The organism is Helicobacter valdiviensis, assembly GCF_003245365.1.
Classification (GTDB): domain Bacteria; phylum Campylobacterota; class Campylobacteria; order Campylobacterales; family Helicobacteraceae; genus Helicobacter_D; species Helicobacter_D valdiviensis.
Genome location: NZ_NBIU01000003.1, coordinates 17,789 through 39,241, shown reverse-complemented (window position 1 = coordinate 39,241; position 21,453 = coordinate 17,789). Strand labels below are relative to the sequence as shown.

Below are 21,453 nucleotides of genomic sequence, written 5' to 3'. Positions count from 1 at the left end.
ATAGCTATTAAAAAGATAAAATTTTATTGCTAGTATAGCTATAATTTAAAGGTATCTTATGGAAGTTATCAAACTTAATATTAGTGGAATGCACTGCTCTGCTTGCTCTGCGACTATCACACATAGCTTAGAAAAAGTTCAAGGGGTAGGTGCGATTAAAATCAATTCTATTAGCGGTAGAGCAAAAATCTCCTATGATAGTGCAAAAATCACTCCCCAAAAAATTATGGAACTCATCACTTCTTATGGATTCCCTGCCTCTTTAGATAATGCAAAAGAGCTAGAAATCGCTTATATAGCAGGACTTAAAAAGCGTTTATTTGTAGCTTTGCCCTTATTTTTAATGATTTTTATTTTACATATGGGGGGCTTTCATGGCACATTTAGTAGTATCTTACAGCTTATCTTAGCAAGTATTGTGCAATTTTATTGTGCCTATCCTTTTTATGTGGGTGCTAAAAGCTTTTTTAAAACAAAAAGTGCAGATATGAATGTCCTAATTGCACTTGGCACAAGCGTAGCTTATTTATATTCTTTATACTTAATGTATCTAGGAGAAAATCATGGAGGATATTATTTTGAAGGATCAAGTGCTGTAATTTGCTTTGTGCTTTTAGGAGAGTTCTTAAAATCTCGTGCCAAAAAACAAGCTGGAGATGAACTAGAACTGCTTGCAAAAATCTTACCCCAAAAAGCACGCAAAATAGTAGATTCACAAACACAATGGTGTGAGATAAAAGATCTTAAAAAAGAAGATATATGTCTAGTTGCTAGTGGAGAGAAAATCCCCCTAGATGGTATTATTATAAAAGGGGAAGCTGAAGTTAGTAGCGCACATATTAATGGAGAAGAATTACCCAAAGTCTTAAAAGTAGGCGATGAAGTGATTGGTGGAAGTGTGCTTTTAAATGGGGAATTACATATTAAAGCCACTAAAGATTCTAGTGAATTTTTTATCTATGAAATGTTAGATCTCTTAGAGCTCTCCCAAACACAAAAACCACCCATTGGAGCCTTAGCAGATAAAATTGCTTCCATTTTTGTTCCGAGTGTAGTAGCTTTAAGTTTCCTTGCTGCAATTATTTGGCTACTTTTAGGTTATGAACTTTCTTTTGTGCTTAGTATAGTTGCTGCAATTTTAGTTGTATCTTGCCCTTGTGCCTTAGGACTTGCTGTGCCACTAGCTATTGTGTGTGCTTCTATGCGTGCTAAAAAAAGTGAGATTTTAATCAAAAATCCTGATGTGTATGAAAAAGCAAAAGAAATAAAATTTATCGCTCTAGATAAAACAGGCACTCTCACAAAAGGAGAAATTAGCATAAAAAATATAGAATTTTTTACACAAGATAAAGAAGCAATTTTACAAATAGCCAAAGCCATGCAAGAGCATAACCCCCACCCTATCGCCAAAGCCATTACCCACTATACACAAAACTTACAACCCCTTCTTTTAGAAGAAAAAGAATACCACATTGCTAAAGGTGTGTATGCCAAATACAAAAATAAAGAATATTTTTTTGGCGCATTAGAATGGATTGAAGAAATTTTAGGAGAAAGCCTAAATATCCCTAGAGAAAATCTTATCGCACTTAGTGATAACAATAAACTTTTAGCACTCTTTTATTTGCAAGATAGCATCAAAGAGGGTGCAAAAGAAATGATAGATTCTCTAAAATCTTTAGGTATTACTCCTGTGATCTTAAGCGGAGATAACACACAAAGCGTAGAAAAAATCGCCAAAACTTTAGGAATAGAAGAATTTTACGCACAAATTAATCCCACACAAAAAGCTGATAAAATCGCACTCCTTAATCAAAAAGGGAAAGTTTGCTTTGTAGGCGATGGAATTAATGATGCACTAGCACTTAAAGAAGCAAGTTTTGGTATTTCTTTTGTTAATGCCACCGAACTTGCAAAAGAAGTGGGCGATGTGCTTTTATTAAAAGATGATTTAAAAGGTATTGTAGAAGTTTTTAAACTTTCTTTTGCTACTTTAAAAAACATTAAACAAAATCTTTTCTTTGCCTATGTTTATAATCTAGTGCTTATTCCTATCTCTGCTGGAATTCTTTATCCTTTTTTAGGGATTATTTTACAACCAGCATTTGCAGGGGCTGCTATGGCTTTTAGCTCTGTTAGTGTGGTGCTAAATGCACTTAGAATCTCTAAAATAAATTTGGATAAATAGATGAAAAAAATAATTTTATTTTTAAGCTTTTTTTGCTTTCAAAGCTTATTTGCACTAGATTTTAAAATTTTAGAAGAAACCTATTATTTTCAAAACAATAAAATCTATGCAAGCGATATTTTTAAAGATGTGGAAAATGATTTTTTAATCTTAGAAATTCCAAAAAACTCCAATGGCTACCAAATCAAAAGCACACAGCTTATTGAAAAATTTGAACAAGAAGGAATGCATGTAGGTGCAAAAGGAGCATTAGTAACCTTTAAAAAAGCCATCAATGCCAATACAGAAGGGATAAAAAACCATATTATAGGGCTTTTTTTACAAGAATATGCTAAAAATGGAATTATTATCAATAATATCACAATTGAACAAATGACACCTATTGATTTTAATGAAGATGATATTAAAGAAATTGATTTTAATAAAAAACTTCTAAAACGCAAAGAAGGAAGCTTTGATGTGGTTGTCTTTAATGAAGGGAGAAATAGAAAAATTTTCTTCCGTTATAGTATAGATGCTACTTTAAATGCCCTAAAAACAAATACTCCTCTAAGTGGGGGCGAACCTCTTAATTACTCTAACACCAAAATAGAAAAAATCCCTTTTGATAAAATAGGGGTAGCCCTTATGGAGCAAAGCGATTTAGGAAAAGTAGCATTGCGTTCTTACACCCCTAGTGATACTTTGCTTACTAAAGATAGATTAATAGCCAAAAGAGTAGTCAAAAAAGGGGATAAAATTGTAATTAGCGTAAAAGAAAATGGGGTTCTTTTAGAATTTGTGCTAGAAGCACAAAAAAATGCTGCTATTGGAGATGTAATCAAGGCAAAGGCGTTGCAAGGCAAAAAAACTTATGAAGTAGAAATCATAGGAGAAGGGAGAGGCAAACTCTTATGAAGCGTTTGATTATTGGGATTAGTGGAGCAAGTGGAGCAAGTTTGGGTTGCAAGTTTATCCAAGCTTTACCAAAAGAGCTAGAAAAATATTGTGTGATTACAAAAGGTGCTAAAAAAGTTTTGCAAAATGAAGAAAAAGAAAGCTACCATTCCCTAAAAGAAATAGAAAATTTAGAAATTTTAGACGATGAAGATTTGAGTGCTTGTATTTCAAGTGGTTCTTTTGTGTGTGAGGCTATGGTGGTTATTCCATGTTCGCAAAACACTTTAGCTAAAATCTCTTGCGGGATTTGTGATAGCCTTCTAACGCGTAGTGCAAGTGTCATGCTAAAAGAGCAAAGAAAACTACTTCTAGCCGTGCGAGAAATGCCCCTAAGTGCAATTGTGCTAGAAAATATGCTAAAACTTGCACGCTTAAATGTTGTCATCGCTCCGCCTATTTTTGGCTATTATGCAGGTAAAAGCCTCCAAGAAATAGAAGAATTTCTCATCGGAAAATGGTGCGATTCTCTAAGCATTCCCTCCACTTATAAAAGATGGCAAAGCTAAAAAAGAGCAATGAGGGCTAAATATCTTGCTCCTTTTCCAAGTGCGATAAAAAAAACACATTTTTTCCAAGAATATTTAAAAATCCCTAGTCCTAATGCAAACACATCGCCTATTAAGGGCAAAAATGTTAAAAACGCACATAAAAAACCATATTTTTTAATAAAATTTTCTAATTTTTGAAGCTTAGCATAGGCTTTGGAATAATATTTATTAATTAAATATTCTTTTCCTAAAAAGCCCAAAAGATAGGTGCTAAGACTTCCAAGCGTGTTCCCCAAAGTCGCCACAATCCATACTTGCAAAGCTTCATAATCTAACTTTAAAGCCAAAACCACAAAAACTTCTGAACCCAGCGGATAAAGAGTGCTTGAAAGAAAGGAGATAAAAAATAATCCAACAAGCCCAAGATTGTCTAAAACTGCTTCCATATTCCTCTTACAAACGCACAGGGATATTTTTGCTATGCAAATATTCTTTTAGCTCTTTGATTTTAATTTCTTGAAAATGAAAAATAGAAGCTGCAAGTGCTGCATCTGCTCCCACCTTGAATGCCTCATAAATATGCTCCATACTCCCAGCCCCTCCACTTGCAATAAGAGGAATTTGCACTAAAGAAGAAATCTCTTTTAATTGCACTAAATCATACCCTGCCTTTGTCCCATCAGCGTCCATACTTGTAAGTAAAATCTCCCCTGCACCTCTATTTGCTGCTTCAATAACCCAAGTTTTCAAATCTATTTTTGTATTATTTCTCCCACCATGTGTATAAACCTCCCATTCATCTTCCCTACCCTCTTTTTTTCTTGCATCAATAGCTACTACAACACATTGAGAGCCAAAACGCTTTGCTGCTTCACTAATCAATGCAGGATTTTTAATTGCTGTAGAATTTAGGCTTATCTTATCACAACCCACATCTAAAAGTTTATAAATATCCTCTAAAGTGCTTATCCCTCCTCCCACACTCAAAGGAATAAAAACTTCTTGTGCCACCTTTTTTACTACTTCTAGCGTTGTTCCTCTCCCCTCATGTGTAGCAGTAATATCTAAAAACACAAGTTCATCAGCACCCTCATTATTATAACGCTTTGCAATCTCTACGGGATCTCCTGCATCTTGCAATCCTACAAAATTTACCCCCTTAACCACACGCCCGTTTTTAATATCCAAACATGGAATAATCCGTTTTGCTAGTTTTAAACTCATTTTGACTACTTTTATTAATTTTTACATTATACTAACAAAATCAAACTTACCACCTCCTAAGCTCCATTTTAAAAATTCCTTTTTTATTGCAATCACTAACCACAACAAAACCAAACTTCTTATGCAAATTCACCACTGCCTTATTTTCTTTAAACACTTCTAAAATCAATCTATCTTTATGCAAAACAAAAAATGTATAAAAAATAGAAATCTGCTCCAAAATCCTACCAATCCCAACAAATTCTAAAAACGGATTTGCATAAAATCCAAATTCCACACCCTCTTTTTTAATTTCAAAATTAATACTTCCTAAATTTACGCCCAAAAACTGGATTAAATAATACTTCTTAGCACTCTTTTTTAAAGATTGTAAAAATCTAAAATGCTCTTCTTGCGTGATTTCTTCTTGATTGTATAGGAATTTACGCACACTTTTTTCATTTCTCATTTGTAAAATTGTAAGAGCTTCATCACTTCTTATATCCAAATAATCAATGAGTGCTAATTCACCCCCCCCCCGCTAAAATCATAAATTTTTATAATAAATTTTCTACCATCTTTATAGAAAAATGCTGGAAATTCTTCATTACTTACTATTCTTAGGAGATTAAATTGTTCTTCAATACTCTTTTTTATATCTAACTCACTTGAATCTTTTGTGCGTTTTTGATAGAAACTCTCATCTCCAACTTGCTTTTTGGATTCTAATTTCGGATATTTTTTTAAAAAATCCAAGCACATTTTTTGACACATTTTAGCTTGAAGTTCTCTTAGCTCTTCATAGAGTTCATAACCGCTTAGCTGTAGCGTATCTTGCAAATAAATATCTCCACTATCCACACTAGAATCTGCTTCAAATAGGCTAAAGACAATCTCATTTTTACCTTCTAAAACCTGCCAAAACATCGGCGACCACCCCTTACCTTTTGGAAGGGGTGAGGCATGTATTACAAGATTATGCTTATTTTTATCCAAAAATTCTTTAGGAATAATAGAATGATAAGAGAGGATAAAAACTATCTCATAAGACTCCATAAGCTCTGTATGAGAAAAATACAAGGGACATTTAAGATTTCGTGCCAATTCTCTAGCATAGGGAATAAACCACTGATTTTTAGAAGTTAAAATGGCTACCTTCATGCAGCCACCCTAAATTCTAAGCCACTAACTAAAGATTGCCCCCCCCCCCGCAGATAGTAGAGTATTTTTCAAAACAAAGCTTGATAAAATACATATCTTCTCCTTTTATTTTGCCCTCTTTTTCTATAATAAAACCAAATTTACTATACAAATTCATAGCTTTTGTATTTTCACATTTCACATGTGCTTTTAGTTCTTTTATCTTTAAAATCCCAAAAGCATAATCTAATAAAGCCTCCATTAATATATTGCCTTGCCCTTTTAAATTAGGATTTTGATAGATACCAAACTCACAAGAATCCAAATTTATATCAACAAAATACACAACTCCAATTGCAACATCGCCACTATAAACCAAAAAATATTCTCTATCTTTGCTATTCTTTAGACTTTCTATAAAGTTATTATGAATCTCCCATGAAAAATTATTTGTCTTCATAAATCGTGATACTTTTGCATGATTTCTCCAAGCAAATACGATAGCTATCTCATCATAATTTAAATCCCTAAAACTCTTAAAGTTAATCACACATGACTTTATAGAACGAACCAGCATAAAAGATTCTACACTTTCTAGTCCTACTTGCATTCCGCGATGTTTTGCGTTTAATTCTATACCTTTTAGGCTTCTTGGGTGAGGATACTCGCACAATTCTGATTTATAAAGCCTCATGGCATTTATTTTTAATTCCAAAGTATTGCTAATATCAACAAATACATTGGGAGAAAAACTATTTGGATACTTCCACTCTGTTGATGAAAGCACCTCAAAACTATATATTTCTTTCACACATTCACCCAACATTGGTCTAGTAGCTGTTAGCACGGCTTGGAATGTAATTTTGTGATCAATATTTAAATCTGATTCATAATGCGTAAAAATAATATCTGGCTTTACTTTTTGCTTTATTTTTTCAATACTCTTTACAATATGAAGTAAAGGAACGCTATCAAAGGAGTTATCAGGAAATCTTTCCCTAAAGACTTCACTTATACCAATGCTTTTGTTTGCCTTATAAAACTCATCATCTAAAATCTCATACGATTCTTGCAAAATATCATTTCTATCAATTGCTCTACTGCTCTTGCCCTCTCCAAGCACCAAAGTATAAGCCTTGTTTCCTTCTTTTATCATTCTAGCGACCGTCCCAAAGCAACCTAGCACTTCATCATCAGGATGTGCTGCCACAATCAATATAGTTTTATTTTTCATAAATTTTAAATCTCCCAGATATTGTTTTTTTATTTTTCTTAGCATTAGAAAATTCTATTTTGAAGTTATCCAGCTCAATAAAAGCTCTCGGATAAGTAGGTGCATCAAGCATTCTAATAAAGTCATATATAGAATTTAGGTTTTTATTTGTTAGTGTGATAATATTACTCTCTTCTCTTTTTCGTCTTTTGAAGATCTCAATTTTTCCAACTTGACTTGTAGGAGTTGGATTATTTTTTACAATATATGAAATCATGTCAAAAAATATAATTTTAGAAGCTTTTTTATAAATTTTTTTAGCACTTCCTTTAGAAATATCCAAATCGCTTTTTAAATAAATATCACCACCATCTAAAACATCATTGACTTCTAATGCAGATATTTTTGTGTGTTTTATGCCTCTAGTTATTAGATTTTGCAATGGGCTACCACCTCTACCATAAGGCAAATCACTCATATGAAAAACAATACAAGAAAAGTTATTATAAATTTCAGGCTGTATCTTATAAGACCAATGAGGGAAGAAAATATATTTAGGATTTATTTTTTGTAAATTTTGTAGCGTTAAATTTTGCTGTTCTGTAATTAAGCATAAATTGTAATTTTTAAAAATATTTTGCAGTTTATAGAAGTTTTTTATATTCCATTTCTTTTGGGTTACAATCACTATAGCTTTCATCTATGCAACTCCCATAAAAGAAAGTGGAGCTAATAGGAAATTATCCCCCCCCCCCACTATAATACAATGTAGAATCTAGCTTGATAAATTTCATTTTTTGATTGTTTATGATTTTTTCTCCAACCTGTTTAAAACCAAACTTGTCATACAAATTCATAGCTTTTATGTTGTCGCATTTCACATGTGCTTTTAGTTCTTTTACCTTTAAAATCCCAAAAGCATAATCTAACAAAGCCTCCATTAATATATTGCCTTGCCCTTTTAAATTAGGATTTTGATAGATACCAAATTCACAAGAATCTCCAACTTTTATATTTATAAAATCTATCACACCTATTGGGATTTCGCCCTCATAAGCTAAAAAATATTCTTTATCTTTGGCACTTTTTAAGCTTTGCAAAAATTCTAAATGCTCTTTTGGGCTAATTGTAGCATTATTCATAAAACTAGCTACATTGGGGTGGTTACGCCAATTTAAAACCATAATCGCTTCTTCTTTACTAAGTTTTGTAAAGTTTTTTAATTCTATCATTGATAAAACTTAGTCAAAAAATCAGAAATCTTGCTAATCCCGCCACTTGCTACTAAGATTCCTATGATAATTAAAAGTCCTCCTGCAACCCATTCAATCCACTTAAAATAGGCTTTGATTTTGTTTAAAATGCTTAAACTAGAGCCAATAAGCAACGCACAAAGCAAAAATGGAATACTAAGCCCTAGAGTATAAAACACCATAAGCATAATCCCTCTCCCTGCTTCTAAACTCGCTAATGAAATAATTCCTGCCAAAATTGGCCCCACACAAGGAGTCCAGCCTAAAGAAAAGCTAATCCCCAATAAAAAAGGAGTGAAAAAATCTCTTAAAAAAGTAAAATTACTGCCTTTAATTGCAAAAGTTTTTTGATAATTTAAAAAAGGAATTTGGATAATTCCCATGGTATGAATCCCAAAAACAATCAGCACACCACCTGCAATATATGCCACATAAGGACTAAGCAAGATTCCACCATTTAAGATTCTAGCACTAATTGCACCCATAAGCACAAAAACTATCCCAAGCCCCAAAACAAAAAACACCGCACTTCTTAAAATGATTAATCTTGTAGCAAAATTAATCTTTACTTCGCCTTTTAATTCACTTAGAGAAATTTCAGAAATATAAGAGAGATAAGCAGGGACAAGTGGTAAAATACAAGGACTAATAAAGGTAAGAATCCCCGCTAGAAAACTTATTAAAAGCGGAGCTTTATCTAAAAAAACTAAAAGAGATTCTTCCATAAATCTACAACTTTTTGCCAAAAATCTACAACTATTTGCCAATCAAAGTTGGGAAGCCATAAAGAAATAGAAGGTATGTAAGTAATAAGTGCAAGTCCCACTAAAAGCACACATAGCCATGGGACAATAGAGAGCGTTACATCTTTTAGGCTAAGTCCTGTAAGAGAACTTGCCACAAAGAGATTAAGCCCAACAGGTGGCGTTAGCATACCAAGCTCCATATTCACAATCATAACAATACCAAAATGGATAGGATCTATCCCAAGCTCTAATGCAATGGGTAAAAGCAGTGGTGTCATAATCATAACAACAGAGCTAGGCTCCATAAATTGCCCCATCACAAACAAGACAACATTTACTAAAATCAAGAATACCCACCAACTCATATTCATACTTACCAAATATTCAGCAATCATATGTGGAATTCTCTCGCTTGTTAAAAAATGTGCAAATACAACTGCAAAACCAATGATAAAGAAAATCATTGCCGTAGTAATTGCAGCATCTAAAAAGACATGATAGAGATCTTTAATCTTTATATCTTTATAAACAAATACCGATATAATAAAAGCATACACTGCACTAATTCCAGCTGCCTCAGTAGCAGTAAAAATCCCTGCATAAATTCCACCAATTACTACAAACACGATTAAAAGTGCCCAAAACGCTGCTTTAAACTTGTGCCACCTTTCTTTAAGGCTTGCAGGTTTGCTAGATTTAAATCCTAGTCTTTTTGCTCCTATATAAGCATAAAGCATCATCATTCCGCCCACTAACAATCCTGGAATAACCCCTGCAATAAAGAGCTTTTCAATAGAAACCTCCGCAGTTACTCCATAAACAATCATAACAACAGAAGGGGGAATTAAGATTCCAAGACTTCCTGCAGAAGTAATTGCACCTACTGAATAACTATTAGGATAACCTGCTTGTTTTAATGCCACAAACATCACAGAACCAATCGCAACTACCGTAGCAGGAGAGCTACCACTGACAGCTGCAAAAATAATACAAGCTAAAATTGCACTCATAGGAAGCCCACCTGGCAAATGCCCTACAATGCTTTTAGCAAAATCTACAATTCTTTGGGCACTGCTTCCTTTACTCATTAAAGAACCTGCTAAGATAAACATCGGGATAGCCATTAATGCAGGTTTTAACCCATTTAACATAATTTCAGGCACACCAAAAATATCATAGGAGCTAAAAAACAACATCGTAGCAACCGCACTAACCCCTAAAGAAATAGCAACCGGCACTCCAAGCAACAACAAACCAAATAAAACAATCAACAAAAAGGCGACACTCATTTTTCCCTCACTACCTTAGTCTTTTATTACTGAATCGTGTATCATTTCATCTTCTGCGCTTTTAACTACCTTATCTGCAGGAAGCTTAGAAACTTCATAGATTTTTTCCAAAGATCGATAAGTAGCACCTAAAAACGCAATAGGCAAACAAAGTAAAAATACCCATAAAGGAACGCTGTGTAACGCCTCGCTCATATAGCCCATTTCATAATTTAAAAGACATACCTCTAAACTTGCATAAAACATAAAGCCCAAAAAGATAGAACTTAATAGATGGCTTCCAATCACACAAACCTTAGCAAGTTTGTGAGGGAATTTCTCAATTAGCATGGTTACTGCTATATGCACACCTTTTCTAAAACCATACGCTGCTCCAAAAAAAGCAGACCATAAAAAGCAATATCTAGCAACCTCTTCTGCCCATGTAAGAGAGCCAATTTCAGGATAAAATCCTGCAATATACCTAACCCCCACATTTAAAGCAGTAATTATAATACCTAAAGCCATACCAATTACAGCGACATTCTTATTCATTCCTGCAATAAGAATGTCTAAAACTTTAAAGAAATTCACCCTAACCTCACTCGCTTAAAATTTATTTTGTATTAATGGTTTTTTCAATCAATTCTTTGCTAACAATATCATAGAACTTAGGATAAATCGCAACCATCACTTCTTGCCAAGCTTTCTTTTGATCTTCTGTTAGCTCATAGATTTTTGTGCCTGTTTTATCATCTGTTTTTAGCTTGTCTAAAAGCATCGCTTCTTCTTTAGCACTTTCTTCACGCTCATAAGCAGTAGCTTCTTTCATCGCCGTTTTTACAACTTCTTGTAAATCTTGTGGCAAACCTTGCCAAAACTTATCACTAACAACTACTAAATATCCTAAATATCCATGATTTGACATAGTAATAGAACTTTGCACCTCATAGAATTTTGAATTATAAAGATTTGAAAGAGGATTTTCAGCTGCATCAACTACACCTGTTTGAAGTGCAGAATAAACCTCTCCAAATGGCAATACTTGTGGAATTGCTTTAATAGCTTTAGTTTGCTCTTCTAAAACTTTAGAGCTCATAATTCTCATTTTTTGCCCTTTTGCATCTTCTGGATTTACAATAGGCTTTTTATTAGTGCTAAATTGCTTAAATCCTGCATCCCAATAATCTAATGCAATAAATCCTTTTTGAGAAATCACATCTTTTAAGATTTGCCCTACTTCTCCATCCATTACTTTATGTAAATGTTCTGTATCTCTAAAGATAAAAGGAATATCCCACAAATTAAATTCCTTAGCAAAAGGTGTAAATTTAGAAAAACTAGGCGCTGCCATTTGCACATTGTTTCTCTTTAACTCTTGGAAAACCTTATCATCATCTACAAGCTGTGCTGATGGATAAACATGCACTTTAATTTTACCACCACTTAACTCTTCCACTCTCTTAGCAAAAAAGTCTGCTGCCTTACCTTTTGGAGTATTTGCACTCACAACATGAGCAAATTTAATCTCATAAGTCTTATTAGGATCTGCTTTAGCTCCTGCTGTATCACCTGCTTTCTCACTTCCACAACCTACTAATGCAAATGCTGCAAAGATGGAAGCTAACAATAACTTTTTCATTAGTCTCTCCTTAATAAAATAAACACTCTCTTGATTTTTAAGAGAAATCCTATTTTACAAATTTTTTCAAAAAGCGAAATTTAAAAAATCTTATCTAGGGAAAATAAATGCAAAAAAATAATGCAAAAAGCCTCCTAAAGATTACTTTTTGAAACTTTTTACATATTTAAATTTTACTTATAATTTGCAATAGCTTTATTTAAGATTTCTGTTGCACTCTCTAAACCTTTGTATTCTTTAACTTTAACCCATTTATTAGGCTCTAGCATTTTATAGGTTTCAAAGAAATTTTTGATTCTATCCAATGTGATTTTTGGTAAATCTTCCAAGCTTTTAATATTCTCATATCTTGGATCTATTTTAGAGATAGGCACAGCAATTAGCTTCTCATCCATTCCGCTTTCATCTTCCATAATTAAAACACCAATAAGTCTAGCTTTAATCACGCTCCCTGCTTGAAGAGGATATTCATTAATTACAAGCACATCAGCAGGATCACCATCATCACTTAAAGTATTAGGCACAAAGCCATAATTTGCAGGATAAAACATTGCACTATACATAACCCTATCCACAACAACTGCACCGCTCTCTTTATCAATCTCATATTTAATATTACTTCCATATGGGATTTCAATCACAACATTTAACTTATTTGGATTTTCTCCTACTTCAATTTTACTTAAATCCATTTTTTCTCCTTAAAATTAAATTTTACTTTTAATAAAGCTTTCCATTTCGCCTACTATCTCTTCAATAGTGCGTTCGCCATTAATTTTATGCAAAATTCCTTTTTTGTTATAAAAATCTTGTATCTCTTTTAAAGGTTCTAAAAATACATTCATTCTATTATTAAACACTTCTACATTATCATCAGCACCTCTAGCACGCCCAAGCACTCTATCACATGCCACTTCCTTGCTTACCTCAACTTCAATCACACAAGTAAGTTCAATATCCCTTTTATCTGCCAATATCTTATCAAGCTCCAACATTTGCTCTACGCTTCTTGGATAACCATCAATTAGCACCACATCTTTTGGAGCATTAGAAATTGCATCTACAATTGTCTTAACCACAATTTCTAAAGGCACTAAATTCCCCTTGCTTGTAAAGCTCTCAATTAGCTTTCCTTGCTCACTACCACTTGCAACTTCTGCTCTTAGAAGCTCTCCTGTGGAATAATGCACCATAGTTTCTGCATTATTTTTGCTGATAATCTCTGCATCTGTTGTCTTTCCGCTTCCTGGTGCTCCTATGACTAAAAATAATTTTTTCATTGTTTCTCCTTAAATTTACTTTTTTGTTTCTCTAACTCTAATATGCAATTCTCTTAATTGCTCCTCTCCTGCAGCACTCGGTGCAGAAGTTAGCGGACAAGTTGCTTTTTGTGTTTTTGGGAACGCAATTACATCTCTAATAGAATTTGCCTTTGTTAAAAGCATGATAATTCTATCTAATCCAAATGCAATCCCTCCATGAGGTGGTGCCCCAAACTGCAATGCTTCTAAGAGGAAGCTAAACTTATCTTCTGCTTCTTCTTTGCTAATCCCAAGAAGACTAAATACTTTACTTTGAATATCTTGCTTATGAATCCTAATACTTCCACCACCAATTTCAAATCCATTTAGCACAATATCATAAGCAACAGAATTAATCTCTTCAATATCCTCTGCGTCTATATTTTTTGGCATTGTAAAAGGATGATGCAGTGCAGAGATGCTTCCATCGTCATTTCTTTCAAACATAGGGAAATCCACAACCCATAAGAATTTATATATGCCATCATCAATCAATCCCATATCACTAGCTATCTTTTGGCGGAGTCTTCCCATATAATCCCATACTATCTTTTTAGCTCCTGCCCCAAAGAAGATAATATCACCAACACTTGCACCAACTCTCTCTATAAGCTTATTTAAGTTCTCTTCGCTTATAAATTTAACTAAAGGTCCTTTAGCACCCTCTTCTTTTAGCTGAATGTATGCAAGCCCTTTAGCACCAAACTTTCTTACAAACTCTTCTGCCTCTCCTAAAGTCTTTCTGCTAAAGAAGTTATCTCCACCTTTCACGCACAATGCTTTAAATCTATTTTTCTTAGAATCTTTTGCAATAGATGAAAAAATTTCATTAGAAGAATCCACAAACAAATCAGAAACTTCTACAAGTGGCAATTCATAGCGTAAATCAGGCTTATCGCTCCCATAGCTTTCCATAACCTCTTTATAAGTATAATGTGGGAATGGAGTATTAACCTCTATACCGCAAGCACCAAAGATAGACTTAATGACTTCTTCAGCCACCTCCATTACATCTTTTTGCTCTACAAAGCTCATTTCAATATCAATTTGAGTAAATTCTGGCTGTCTATCAAGCCTTAAATCTTCATCTCTAAAGCATTTTGCAATCTGGAAATATCTATCAAACCCACTCACCATTAAAAGCTGCTTGAAAAGTTGCGGACTTTGTGGAAGCGCATAAAATTCCCCATGATGCACCCTACTTGGCACTAGATAATCCCTAGCTCCTTCTGGAGTAGCTTTTGTTAAAATAGGAGTTTCTACCTCTAAAAATCTCAAATTGCTTAGGGTATTTCTTGTAGCTTGTGCTACTTTAGAGCGGGTAATAAAAATCTCTTGCAATCTTGGATTTCTTAAATCCAAATATCTATACTTTAGTCTTACATCTTCCCCTACGCTCTCATCTCCCACAGCAATAGGAGGTGTTAAACTTTTATTTTCTATGACTAATTCACTTACTAAAACTTCAATTTTTCCTGTTTTTAGCTTTGGATTTTCTAGCCCCTCGCCTCTTTTTCTCACTTTTCCTTTTGCGATTAGCACATACTCATCTCTAACCTCTGAAGCAACTTTATGGGAATCTTCAAAGTCTTTTGGATCAAATACAAGCTGGATTAATCCACTTCTATCACGCAAATCTATAAAGATAATTCCACCATGATCTCTATAAGTGTTACACCATCCACATAAGCTTACTTCTTGCCCGATATTTTGCTCATTAATCTCTGCACAATAATGGGTTCTCACGATACTTACTCCTAATTTTTTACAAAAAAATAATTTGTGATTGTAGCAAAAAATACTAGAATACAACTTTAATCCTAAGATTTATTAAGTGGAATAATATTTGCTTATCCAATTTCTAAAAATTGATTTTTTCAAGGATAATGCAATGAGAATAGGTTCAGGTTCAACTTACAATTCCATTCAATACCGCCAAAATAGGCTAGAACAACAATTAGACTTAGTAATGCAGCGTATGAGTGGTTTGCAAATCCAATATGGCTACCAAAATACGAGTATTTTTAATAAAACTCTTTCTTTGGACTATAATATCACTATGCTAAACCAAAGCAAAGAAATTGCAAACAACGCTTACACTTTCACAAAGCACACTGATACTGCATTGCAAGAACTTACAAAAACTATGGATAATTTTAAAAGCAAATTGGTTCAAGGTGCAAACGATATTCATAGTGAAACTTCAAGATTAGCAATCGCTAAAGACTTAAAAGCTATGAGAGATCACTTTTTATCCATTGCAAATACTTCTGTAGGTGGGGAATATCTTTTTGGTGGAACCGCCACAACAAACAAACCCTTTAATCCTGATGGTTCTTATAATGGAAACAATGGAACTTTAAATGCACTTTTAGGATCTAACAATTCACTTCCTTATAATATTAGCGGATATGAACTTTTCTTTGGAAGTGATAATGATACTAACCGCGTAATTTCAACCAATGTCCCTAAATTTAATCAAAGCAAGCTCCACCCAGAAATTATGAATCCAGATCATGAAACTGGACAAGGAGAAGAAGTTTATCTCACTGCAGAAGATACAATTCGTGATATGGTAGGCGATAATGATAGTGATCCTAACAACGATCCTAATGAAGTTTTTTATATTAGCGGTAGAAAAGCAGATGGCACACCTTTTAAAGCAAAGTTTGAAATGGGAACAGATTCTAAAGTGCAAGATTTGCTAGATAGAATTGGGCGTGAATTTGGAAATACAGAAACCATAAAAGTTGTAGATGTTACCCTCAATGAATGGGGAGAGATTGAAATTAAAGACTTAAGCGGGGGGAGATCCAATATTGAATTCCATATGGTTTCAAGCAACTACCAAGATCCAAACAATCCAGATGGTGTGGGAGTAGCCGATATGGATGAATTGATAAAAAGCGGAGCTAAAGTAAATACCTATGTGCAAAGCCCATTTTTAGGAAGTTTTGCAAGCGATAGCATTACTTCTGTAGAAGATTATAACGATCATAGAATCCACACAATCCCTACCACTTTTAGAACACACGATAACGAAATTGCAAAAACAAGCACTCTTTTAAGCGATATTTTCCCAGAAGGAGTTACAAGCCTTGTTTTAGGTGGTAATGCTGCAAATACTGCTCCAGACACTCCAGGAGGTGCAGTGGGTCCTACAACTTTTAATATTGGACCTAATACAACCGTGCAAGATTTAATGGATGAGATTAAAAATGTCTATGGGGATGTGGATGTAGAATTTAGCGATGGTAAAATCCAAGTAATTGATAAAAATGTTTCCAAAAAAAGTCCAGCTGATCAAGATGAGGCAAACTTACCTTTTACAGGCGAAAGTTCTCTTGTAATTAGTATCCAAGCACAAGATAATGCAGGAAATCCAGTAAATGGATTTAGAAATGATTATAGTGTAGAATATGATAGAGCAGCTTTTGAAAAAGATGGTTCTACATTAACTTCTAATGTTTCTCAAGTAATTCGCGGTAGCAACGAATATGCCACAAACTCCACAAAACTTTCTGAAGTGGCAGGTGGAAGCCTAGATGGACACACTTATAATTTTGAAGTAAAAGATGTAAATGGCGTCCCTATTAATGGTAGAATAGAATTTAGAGATAGTGGAAGTGTTCTTATTATCGATAGTCCTGCTACTATGAATGGCGTAAATATCGGTGGAGTTGAAATCCCCATCTTAAATCCTAATGGAAATCCACCACAAGTTGCAGGAGAGCCAACAAGAGCAGATGATGTAACCTACCAACAATTATTTGACACTCTAGGAATGGTTATGAATCTCTCTAATACAAACCCAGGAGATTTACAAGCTGTTACAAATAATGGTGCAGGCGGGGCAGATTTTGATAATCCTGCTGTTAAAGCTGCTTATGAAAATATGATTAGCCAATCTAAAAACAATGTATCTTTTTCTTTAAATATGGATGGACAAATGGAAATTAAAGACTTAAACCGCTCTCCTTCAAGAATGGAATTTACCCTTTATGATGATGAGAGTAGTAATTTTGCTCTGGATGCAAATGGTAGAGTAAATACCACAAACCACCCAGCACTTACATTCCAAGCCAATAATGCAGTGATTGCAGATGATCCGCATGTAAATTTCTTTAAACAAATTGATCAAATCATACAAGCCCTAGAAGATGGAACATATAGACCAGGGGGGAACAGTGAATATGATGATAGTATGAGAAATCCAGGAATCCAAAATGCACTTTTAATGTTTGATCATCTAGCCGATCATGTTAATAAGGTGCATACTAAAAATGGTTCTCAAGGAAACTCTTTTGAATATTCTATTGAACGCACTGAAATGCTGATTGTCCAAACTAAAACATTGCGTTCTGAAACTATTGATACAGATTTAGCAGAAAATTGGTTGCAATTTTCAACACTCACTATGAATTACCAATCTATGCTTTCAACTGTAGGCAAAATCTCTCAACTTTCACTTGTAAATTACCTATAATAAGGGATTTTCCTTTATTATAGAAATTGCTTTCAATTTTATTTTTTTATAAATTTATACCATATTCTCTTATTAAGACTTTATGATAAGTATATTTTAGATTGTTTGAAACCCAAAGCACTCAGCAAGGAAATTACTAAGATTATAAAACCTTTAAATCATTAAATTGTTTTTTAATGCTTACCATTACTAAAAATAGAGCAACAAAGCAATCTAAAAGCTACTTTCAAAAAATCCATAGTATCACACAAATATTTCACATTTATCCATAATACTAATTGTTTGCTATATTGATATTCTACTTTGAAATTTAGTTTCCCTTTACCATATTAAACGAAGCAAAATATCTCTCTTGATTCAAATTTGTCACTTGCAAGAATGTTAGCCCATAATAGCCTTAATGAGTTTGCTTGATTTTAATTATTTTTAGATTGCTTTAACATTAAGTAAAATTTCAAATAGCAAAGATAAAATCATAAACTTTTTATCCTTTTTGTTTCAATCATTAAAAATACCTAATGATAAAAACACAATATACAAACAACACACTTTACTTAACTGATGGCACATTTTAAATGCTCCACACAAAATTAAGCAAAATTAAATACTGCAATTTTAAAGCTAAGCCAAAAGAGAAGCAGTATAAATTACAGCACTTTCACTTCTTAAAATATTGCAATTTTTTGCACTAAAAGTTTGCCTTGTTTTTAAAATTTCTCTTTCTTTTTGGCTAAAGCCCCCCTCACTTCCGATAAGAATTGGCAATGAAATACCTTGCCTCAAAGCCTCTCCTCCAAAATCTAGCACCCCAAAATCTTGATATTTTTCACACATTTCTTGCAAATCTTTTAAAATTTCAATCTCAAGCTTTATAAATCGCCCACATTGCATACAAGAGCTTTCTAAGATTCTATAGATGCGTTCAAAATCTAGCTTAAAATTCTTTTGGGAATATTCTGCATAAAAAAAGCTAATCTTTTTAACATTTAATTCATTTAAAGTTGGCAATGCTTTTTCAATATTTTTAGGTTCAATCATAGCCCAAATCAAATGGGTTTTAGGAAGATTGCTTGGAGGAGTTAGGGTGGAGCTTACAAGGTTTAAAGTTGCATATTTTTTATGGATTTCTAAAATCTCATAAGTATAAAGATTAAAATCTTCTAAATTCCGCACCAAAAGCGTTGTGCTTTGTCTGGTGCGTCTTGATTTAAAAAGATGTGTATAAAGCTCTCCTTCAATATTTAAAGTAGAAACTCCTGCATTTTTATGGATAACAAACTGCATTTTAAAGAAATTTCCATAGAAGTAGCACTGCAAATGCACTAAAATCAAAAAGATATTTCGCTTTAGCAAAAAAGAAAAATCTTTCTCTCGTTTTTATATCTGCACCTTGTTTTACAATACGCTTTTGTTTAATATGCCGAAAAATCTCCAAAAAGAAAGAAATAAGCCAACATAAAAGCATCAAAAAAACATAAACACTAAAAACAAAGCCAAGCATTGCCCATACTACAAGCCCACTAAAGATACTCCCAGCAAGTAAAGAATAATAAGCAGGAGCTACAACTGCCAAAATATGGAGCTTCCTAGTATGAGAAGTATAAAAAAACAAAGCAAAAAGATTAATAAGAGGTGGCAAAACAAGAGGCAAACTAAGAAAAAAATGTGACTTTAACACCAAAAAGAATGGTTGCATTGGCTCCCTTTAGAATTTGCTAAAAGCCATAATTCTAGCAAAATTTTTCTTTATTGTCTAATATAGTATAATTTACTCTTTTAAGGAGAATAAAATGAAAAAATGGATTGTATTGCTTTTCTTTTGTGCAGGACTTTTTGCTAAAGATTTACAAATTTACATCGTGCATGGATATGGTAGCACTAGCGATTATGGATGGCTACCTAGCATAGCACAAGAACTTCAAGAAGACAAAAATTCTGTTTGGGTGCCAAATCTCCCAAAACCTTTTGAACCTAAACTTCAAGAGTGGCTTTTAAGTATGCAAGAAAATTTTACTAAGCTTGACAACAAGACTTACTTTATTACGCATTCTTTAGGAGGAGTGGCTTTACTAGATTTTTTAAGCACACAAGATGAAAACACAAGAATTGGGGGCGTGATTATGGTAAGCCCTTTTGATGAGCCCTTAAAAATCTTGCCAGTTTTAGATGATTTTGTAGAAGCAAAAAGAGATTATAAAAAGCTCCAAAAAATGATAAAGCATATCGTCATTATTAGTGCAAAAGATGATAGTGTAGTGCCAACTACTATGAGTGAGAGATTAGCCAAAAAGCTCAATGCAAAATTTATCCAAACTCAAAGTGGAGGACATTTTATGGAGAGTGAAGGTTTTAAGAAAATGCCTTTAGTTGTGCAAGAATTTAAAAAGATAGAAAATGATTAAAACAAGCCCTAAAAGACAAATCAATTTTTCTGCAAAATGTTATAATTATAAAATCTAAAACAAAGGAATCAAAATGACTATTGCTACCACCACAAATCTCCCTGAAGGCGTTAGCAAGAAAGAAGATGGGTATTACTTTGAAGGCAAAAAGCTAGAGCTTATGGATATTGTGCCTATGCAATGTCTTGCCCTAGCAAATAATGATTATGAAAGATATAATCTACTAGATGAAATTGAAGAAGTATGCTTCCCAAGACCAGAAGCAGAAACTTATGAAGATTTGATTGCCGCATTAGATAGATTTGAAGATACAAGAATTTGGCTTTTAAAAAAGGGTGAGAATGCAGTATATTTTGATAAAAATATTTCAACAGAGTATGGATTAGAATTATATCCTAATGGTAAATGCTATTTAATTAAATCAGACAATACGCTAAGAAAAAATATTGTTGTTAGAGAACTTACACAAGAAGAATATGCTAAGCTTGATATTCAAAAAGGCAGAGATTTTTAATGCCTAATTTTACTTTAGTTATTGGAACAAATGAGGTAGGTAAATCTACTTTTGGTGAAAAATTAACTTTACAAACAAAAGGAAAATTTATTGATGTAGATGCAATTTATAAGCTTAAATTTAAAGATAAAACTCAATTTAGCAAAGAAGAATTAATAGAAGCTTCTAAAGATATAGAAAAATATAGAAGAGGATTATTCTCTCTAAGAAAAAATGTCGTGCAAGAACTTATTGTTACCAAAAAATCTCAAGCAGAAAGGTTAATGGCTACTGCTAAAGAGCATGGCTATACTACAAACTTATATTATATTGGAATAGATAGCGATAATGCCTTGGAATATTCTCAAGATAGAATTAATAAAAGATTTGCTAAAGGACTACATTATGTAGAACCTGAAATCGTAAAATCTAACCTAGAAGCAGTCAATAAAAACTTTAAAGAAATTCTAGAGCTTTTTGATAATATTGTTATTTATGATAATACTATGAAGATGAGTTATCCTAGAAGAGTGCTAGATGTAAGAGAAGGGATAGTGCATCACAAAAGCGATGAAATGCCAAATTTTGTAAATAAACTTATAAAAGATACTTTTTTGGAAGATTTATTGCAACATTAAACAATTACATACAGGAGATAATTATGAATGATTTTAGATAGAATGAATAGAAA

23 protein-coding genes are annotated in these 21,453 nt (G+C 33.2%); 7 read left to right on the top strand and 16 right to left on the bottom strand.

The features are described 5' to 3' along the window. The first annotated feature begins 58 nt into the window (after nucleotides 1-58). From B6S12_RS01780 to B6S12_RS01770, 3 genes are read left to right on the top strand one after another with little or no spacing between them, the layout of a single operon-like run. A complete protein-coding gene (locus B6S12_RS01780) occupies nucleotides 59-2,188 on the top strand; it encodes a heavy metal translocating P-type ATPase (RefSeq protein ID WP_111229112.1) in 2,130 nt (709 codons plus the stop codon). Next, a complete protein-coding gene (gene flgA, locus B6S12_RS01775) occupies nucleotides 2,189-3,085 on the top strand; it encodes a flagellar basal body P-ring formation chaperone FlgA (protein WP_111229111.1) in 897 nt (298 codons plus the stop codon). After that, entirely contained in the window at nucleotides 3,082-3,633 is a 552-nt protein-coding gene (locus B6S12_RS01770) for a UbiX family flavin prenyltransferase (protein ID WP_111229110.1), read from the top strand. The genes flgA and B6S12_RS01770 overlap by 4 nt, the downstream gene beginning before the upstream one ends. Here B6S12_RS01770 and B6S12_RS01765 read toward each other — a convergent pair. The 14 genes from B6S12_RS01765 to aspS form a co-directional block, all read right to left on the bottom strand. Beyond that, nucleotides 3,630-4,061, bottom strand: a complete 432-nt coding sequence (locus tag B6S12_RS01765) for a YqaA family protein (protein ID WP_111229109.1) — start codon at nucleotides 4,059-4,061, stop codon at nucleotides 3,630-3,632. The genes B6S12_RS01770 and B6S12_RS01765 overlap by 4 nt on opposite strands. A gap of 7 nt (nucleotides 4,062-4,068) precedes the next feature. Further along, the gene (gene hisF, locus B6S12_RS01760) at nucleotides 4,069-4,839 is read right to left on the bottom strand and encodes an imidazole glycerol phosphate synthase subunit HisF (protein WP_111229108.1); all 771 of its coding nucleotides are present in this window, start codon (nucleotides 4,837-4,839) and stop codon (nucleotides 4,069-4,071) included. Nucleotides 4,840-4,885: 46 nt separating this feature from the next. Continuing rightward, nucleotides 4,886-5,326 (bottom strand): UDP-4-amino-4,6-dideoxy-N-acetyl-beta-L-altrosamine N-acetyltransferase, encoded by a 441-nt coding sequence (gene pseH, locus B6S12_RS01755; protein WP_111229107.1) that lies wholly within the window; start codon nucleotides 5,324-5,326, stop codon nucleotides 4,886-4,888. Between the two features lie 14 nt (nucleotides 5,327-5,340). Beyond that, nucleotides 5,341-5,979 carry a formyltransferase family protein gene (locus B6S12_RS01750; protein ID WP_111229106.1) on the bottom strand — a complete coding sequence of 213 codons (639 nt, stop codon included), beginning with the start codon at nucleotides 5,977-5,979 and terminating at the stop codon, nucleotides 5,341-5,343. Nucleotides 5,980-6,007: 28 nt separating this feature from the next. Next, nucleotides 6,008-7,192, bottom strand: coding sequence for a UDP-4-amino-4,6-dideoxy-N-acetyl-beta-L-altrosamine N-acetyltransferase (gene pseH, locus B6S12_RS11000; protein WP_181450920.1), 1,185 nt, complete (start codon nucleotides 7,190-7,192; stop codon nucleotides 6,008-6,010). Beyond that, nucleotides 7,182-7,871 (bottom strand): formyl transferase, encoded by a 690-nt coding sequence (locus tag B6S12_RS01740; RefSeq protein WP_111229105.1) that lies wholly within the window; start codon nucleotides 7,869-7,871, stop codon nucleotides 7,182-7,184. The genes pseH (B6S12_RS11000) and B6S12_RS01740 overlap by 11 nt, the downstream gene beginning before the upstream one ends. Nucleotides 7,872-7,911: 40 nt before the next feature. Then, the gene (gene pseH, locus B6S12_RS01735) at nucleotides 7,912-8,403 is read right to left on the bottom strand and encodes a UDP-4-amino-4,6-dideoxy-N-acetyl-beta-L-altrosamine N-acetyltransferase (RefSeq protein ID WP_245892469.1); all 492 of its coding nucleotides are present in this window, start codon (nucleotides 8,401-8,403) and stop codon (nucleotides 7,912-7,914) included. After that, a complete protein-coding gene (locus tag B6S12_RS01730; protein WP_111229104.1) occupies nucleotides 8,400-9,149 on the bottom strand; it encodes a cytochrome c biogenesis CcdA family protein in 750 nt (249 codons plus the stop codon). The genes pseH (B6S12_RS01735) and B6S12_RS01730 overlap by 4 nt, the downstream gene beginning before the upstream one ends. Further along, the gene (locus B6S12_RS01725) at nucleotides 9,131-10,459 is read right to left on the bottom strand and encodes a TRAP transporter large permease (protein WP_111229103.1); all 1,329 of its coding nucleotides are present in this window, start codon (nucleotides 10,457-10,459) and stop codon (nucleotides 9,131-9,133) included. Before B6S12_RS01725 ends, B6S12_RS01730 begins: the two co-directional genes overlap by 19 nt. A gap of 15 nt (nucleotides 10,460-10,474) precedes the next feature. Continuing rightward, nucleotides 10,475-10,993 carry a TRAP transporter small permease gene (locus B6S12_RS01720; RefSeq protein ID WP_111229172.1) on the bottom strand — a complete coding sequence of 173 codons (519 nt, stop codon included), beginning with the start codon at nucleotides 10,991-10,993 and terminating at the stop codon, nucleotides 10,475-10,477. 61 nt (nucleotides 10,994-11,054) lie between these two features. Next, nucleotides 11,055-12,080 (bottom strand): DctP family TRAP transporter solute-binding subunit, encoded by a 1,026-nt coding sequence (locus tag B6S12_RS01715; RefSeq protein ID WP_111229102.1) that lies wholly within the window; start codon nucleotides 12,078-12,080, stop codon nucleotides 11,055-11,057. Between the two features lie 173 nt (nucleotides 12,081-12,253). After that, nucleotides 12,254-12,772 carry an inorganic diphosphatase gene (gene ppa, locus B6S12_RS01710; protein WP_111229101.1) on the bottom strand — a complete coding sequence of 173 codons (519 nt, stop codon included), beginning with the start codon at nucleotides 12,770-12,772 and terminating at the stop codon, nucleotides 12,254-12,256. Nucleotides 12,773-12,787: 15 nt separating this feature from the next. Continuing rightward, nucleotides 12,788-13,360, bottom strand: coding sequence for an adenylate kinase (locus B6S12_RS01705; protein WP_111229100.1), 573 nt, complete (start codon nucleotides 13,358-13,360; stop codon nucleotides 12,788-12,790). A gap of 15 nt (nucleotides 13,361-13,375) precedes the next feature. Further along, complete coding sequence (aspS, locus tag B6S12_RS01700; RefSeq protein WP_111229171.1) at nucleotides 13,376-15,127, bottom strand: aspartate--tRNA ligase; 1,752 nt, start codon at nucleotides 15,125-15,127, stop codon at nucleotides 13,376-13,378. Between the two features lie 145 nt (nucleotides 15,128-15,272). Between aspS and flgL the strand changes: the two genes are divergently transcribed. After that, the gene (gene flgL / locus B6S12_RS01695) at nucleotides 15,273-17,867 is read left to right on the top strand and encodes a flagellar hook-associated protein FlgL (protein ID WP_111229099.1); all 2,595 of its coding nucleotides are present in this window, start codon (nucleotides 15,273-15,275) and stop codon (nucleotides 17,865-17,867) included. A gap of 621 nt (nucleotides 17,868-18,488) precedes the next feature. Here flgL and B6S12_RS01690 read toward each other — a convergent pair. Both B6S12_RS01690 and B6S12_RS01685 read right to left on the bottom strand, forming a co-directional pair. Then, nucleotides 18,489-19,151 carry a 16S rRNA (uracil(1498)-N(3))-methyltransferase gene (locus B6S12_RS01690; protein ID WP_111229098.1) on the bottom strand — a complete coding sequence of 221 codons (663 nt, stop codon included), beginning with the start codon at nucleotides 19,149-19,151 and terminating at the stop codon, nucleotides 18,489-18,491. Between the two features lies 1 nt (nucleotide 19,152). Beyond that, on the bottom strand, nucleotides 19,153-19,563 hold the full coding sequence (locus B6S12_RS01685; RefSeq protein ID WP_111229097.1) for a hypothetical protein: 411 nt from the start codon (nucleotides 19,561-19,563) through the stop codon (nucleotides 19,153-19,155). A gap of 94 nt (nucleotides 19,564-19,657) precedes the next feature. Between B6S12_RS01685 and B6S12_RS01680 the strand changes: the two genes are divergently transcribed. The 3 genes from B6S12_RS01680 (at nucleotide 19,658) to B6S12_RS01670 (ending at nucleotide 21,400) form a co-directional block, all read left to right on the top strand. After that, the gene (locus B6S12_RS01680) at nucleotides 19,658-20,269 is read left to right on the top strand and encodes an RBBP9/YdeN family alpha/beta hydrolase (protein WP_111229096.1); all 612 of its coding nucleotides are present in this window, start codon (nucleotides 19,658-19,660) and stop codon (nucleotides 20,267-20,269) included. Between the two features lie 73 nt (nucleotides 20,270-20,342). Next, nucleotides 20,343-20,783 carry a hypothetical protein gene (locus B6S12_RS01675; RefSeq protein ID WP_111229095.1) on the top strand — a complete coding sequence of 147 codons (441 nt, stop codon included), beginning with the start codon at nucleotides 20,343-20,345 and terminating at the stop codon, nucleotides 20,781-20,783. Next, complete coding sequence (locus tag B6S12_RS01670; RefSeq protein WP_111229094.1) at nucleotides 20,783-21,400, top strand: zeta toxin family protein; 618 nt, start codon at nucleotides 20,783-20,785, stop codon at nucleotides 21,398-21,400. Before B6S12_RS01675 ends, B6S12_RS01670 begins: the two co-directional genes overlap by 1 nt. Nucleotides 21,401-21,453: the final 53 nt, after the last annotated feature.

Coding starts and splice junctions, on each gene's coding strand:
- B6S12_RS01780 (WP_111229112.1), top strand. CDS start 59: ATGGAAGTTATCAAACTTAATATTAGTGGAATGCACTGCTCTGCTTGC.
- flgA (WP_111229111.1), top strand. CDS start 2,189: ATGAAAAAAATAATTTTATTTTTAAGCTTTTTTTGCTTTCAAAGCTTA.
- B6S12_RS01770 (WP_111229110.1), top strand. CDS start 3,082: ATGAAGCGTTTGATTATTGGGATTAGTGGAGCAAGTGGAGCAAGTTTG.
- B6S12_RS01765 (WP_111229109.1), bottom strand. CDS start 4,061: ATGGAAGCAGTTTTAGACAATCTTGGGCTTGTTGGATTATTTTTTATC.
- hisF (WP_111229108.1), bottom strand. CDS start 4,839: ATGAGTTTAAAACTAGCAAAACGGATTATTCCATGTTTGGATATTAAA.
- B6S12_RS01750 (WP_111229106.1), bottom strand. CDS start 5,979: ATGAAGGTAGCCATTTTAACTTCTAAAAATCAGTGGTTTATTCCCTAT.
- pseH (WP_181450920.1), bottom strand. CDS start 7,192: ATGAAAAATAAAACTATATTGATTGTGGCAGCACATCCTGATGATGAA.
- B6S12_RS01740 (WP_111229105.1), bottom strand. CDS start 7,871: ATGAAAGCTATAGTGATTGTAACCCAAAAGAAATGGAATATAAAAAAC.
- pseH (WP_245892469.1), bottom strand. CDS start 8,403: ATGATAGAATTAAAAAACTTTACAAAACTTAGTAAAGAAGAAGCGATT.
- B6S12_RS01730 (WP_111229104.1), bottom strand. CDS start 9,149: ATGGAAGAATCTCTTTTAGTTTTTTTAGATAAAGCTCCGCTTTTAATA.
- B6S12_RS01725 (WP_111229103.1), bottom strand. CDS start 10,459: ATGAGTGTCGCCTTTTTGTTGATTGTTTTATTTGGTTTGTTGTTGCTT.
- B6S12_RS01720 (WP_111229172.1), bottom strand. CDS start 10,993: ATGAATAAGAATGTCGCTGTAATTGGTATGGCTTTAGGTATTATAATT.
- B6S12_RS01715 (WP_111229102.1), bottom strand. CDS start 12,080: ATGAAAAAGTTATTGTTAGCTTCCATCTTTGCAGCATTTGCATTAGTA.
- ppa (WP_111229101.1), bottom strand. CDS start 12,772: ATGGATTTAAGTAAAATTGAAGTAGGAGAAAATCCAAATAAGTTAAAT.
- B6S12_RS01705 (WP_111229100.1), bottom strand. CDS start 13,360: ATGAAAAAATTATTTTTAGTCATAGGAGCACCAGGAAGCGGAAAGACA.
- flgL (WP_111229099.1), top strand. CDS start 15,273: ATGAGAATAGGTTCAGGTTCAACTTACAATTCCATTCAATACCGCCAA.
- B6S12_RS01690 (WP_111229098.1), bottom strand. CDS start 19,151: ATGCAGTTTGTTATCCATAAAAATGCAGGAGTTTCTACTTTAAATATT.
- B6S12_RS01685 (WP_111229097.1), bottom strand. CDS start 19,563: ATGCAACCATTCTTTTTGGTGTTAAAGTCACATTTTTTTCTTAGTTTG.
- B6S12_RS01680 (WP_111229096.1), top strand. CDS start 19,658: ATGAAAAAATGGATTGTATTGCTTTTCTTTTGTGCAGGACTTTTTGCT.
- B6S12_RS01675 (WP_111229095.1), top strand. CDS start 20,343: ATGACTATTGCTACCACCACAAATCTCCCTGAAGGCGTTAGCAAGAAA.
- B6S12_RS01670 (WP_111229094.1), top strand. CDS start 20,783: ATGCCTAATTTTACTTTAGTTATTGGAACAAATGAGGTAGGTAAATCT.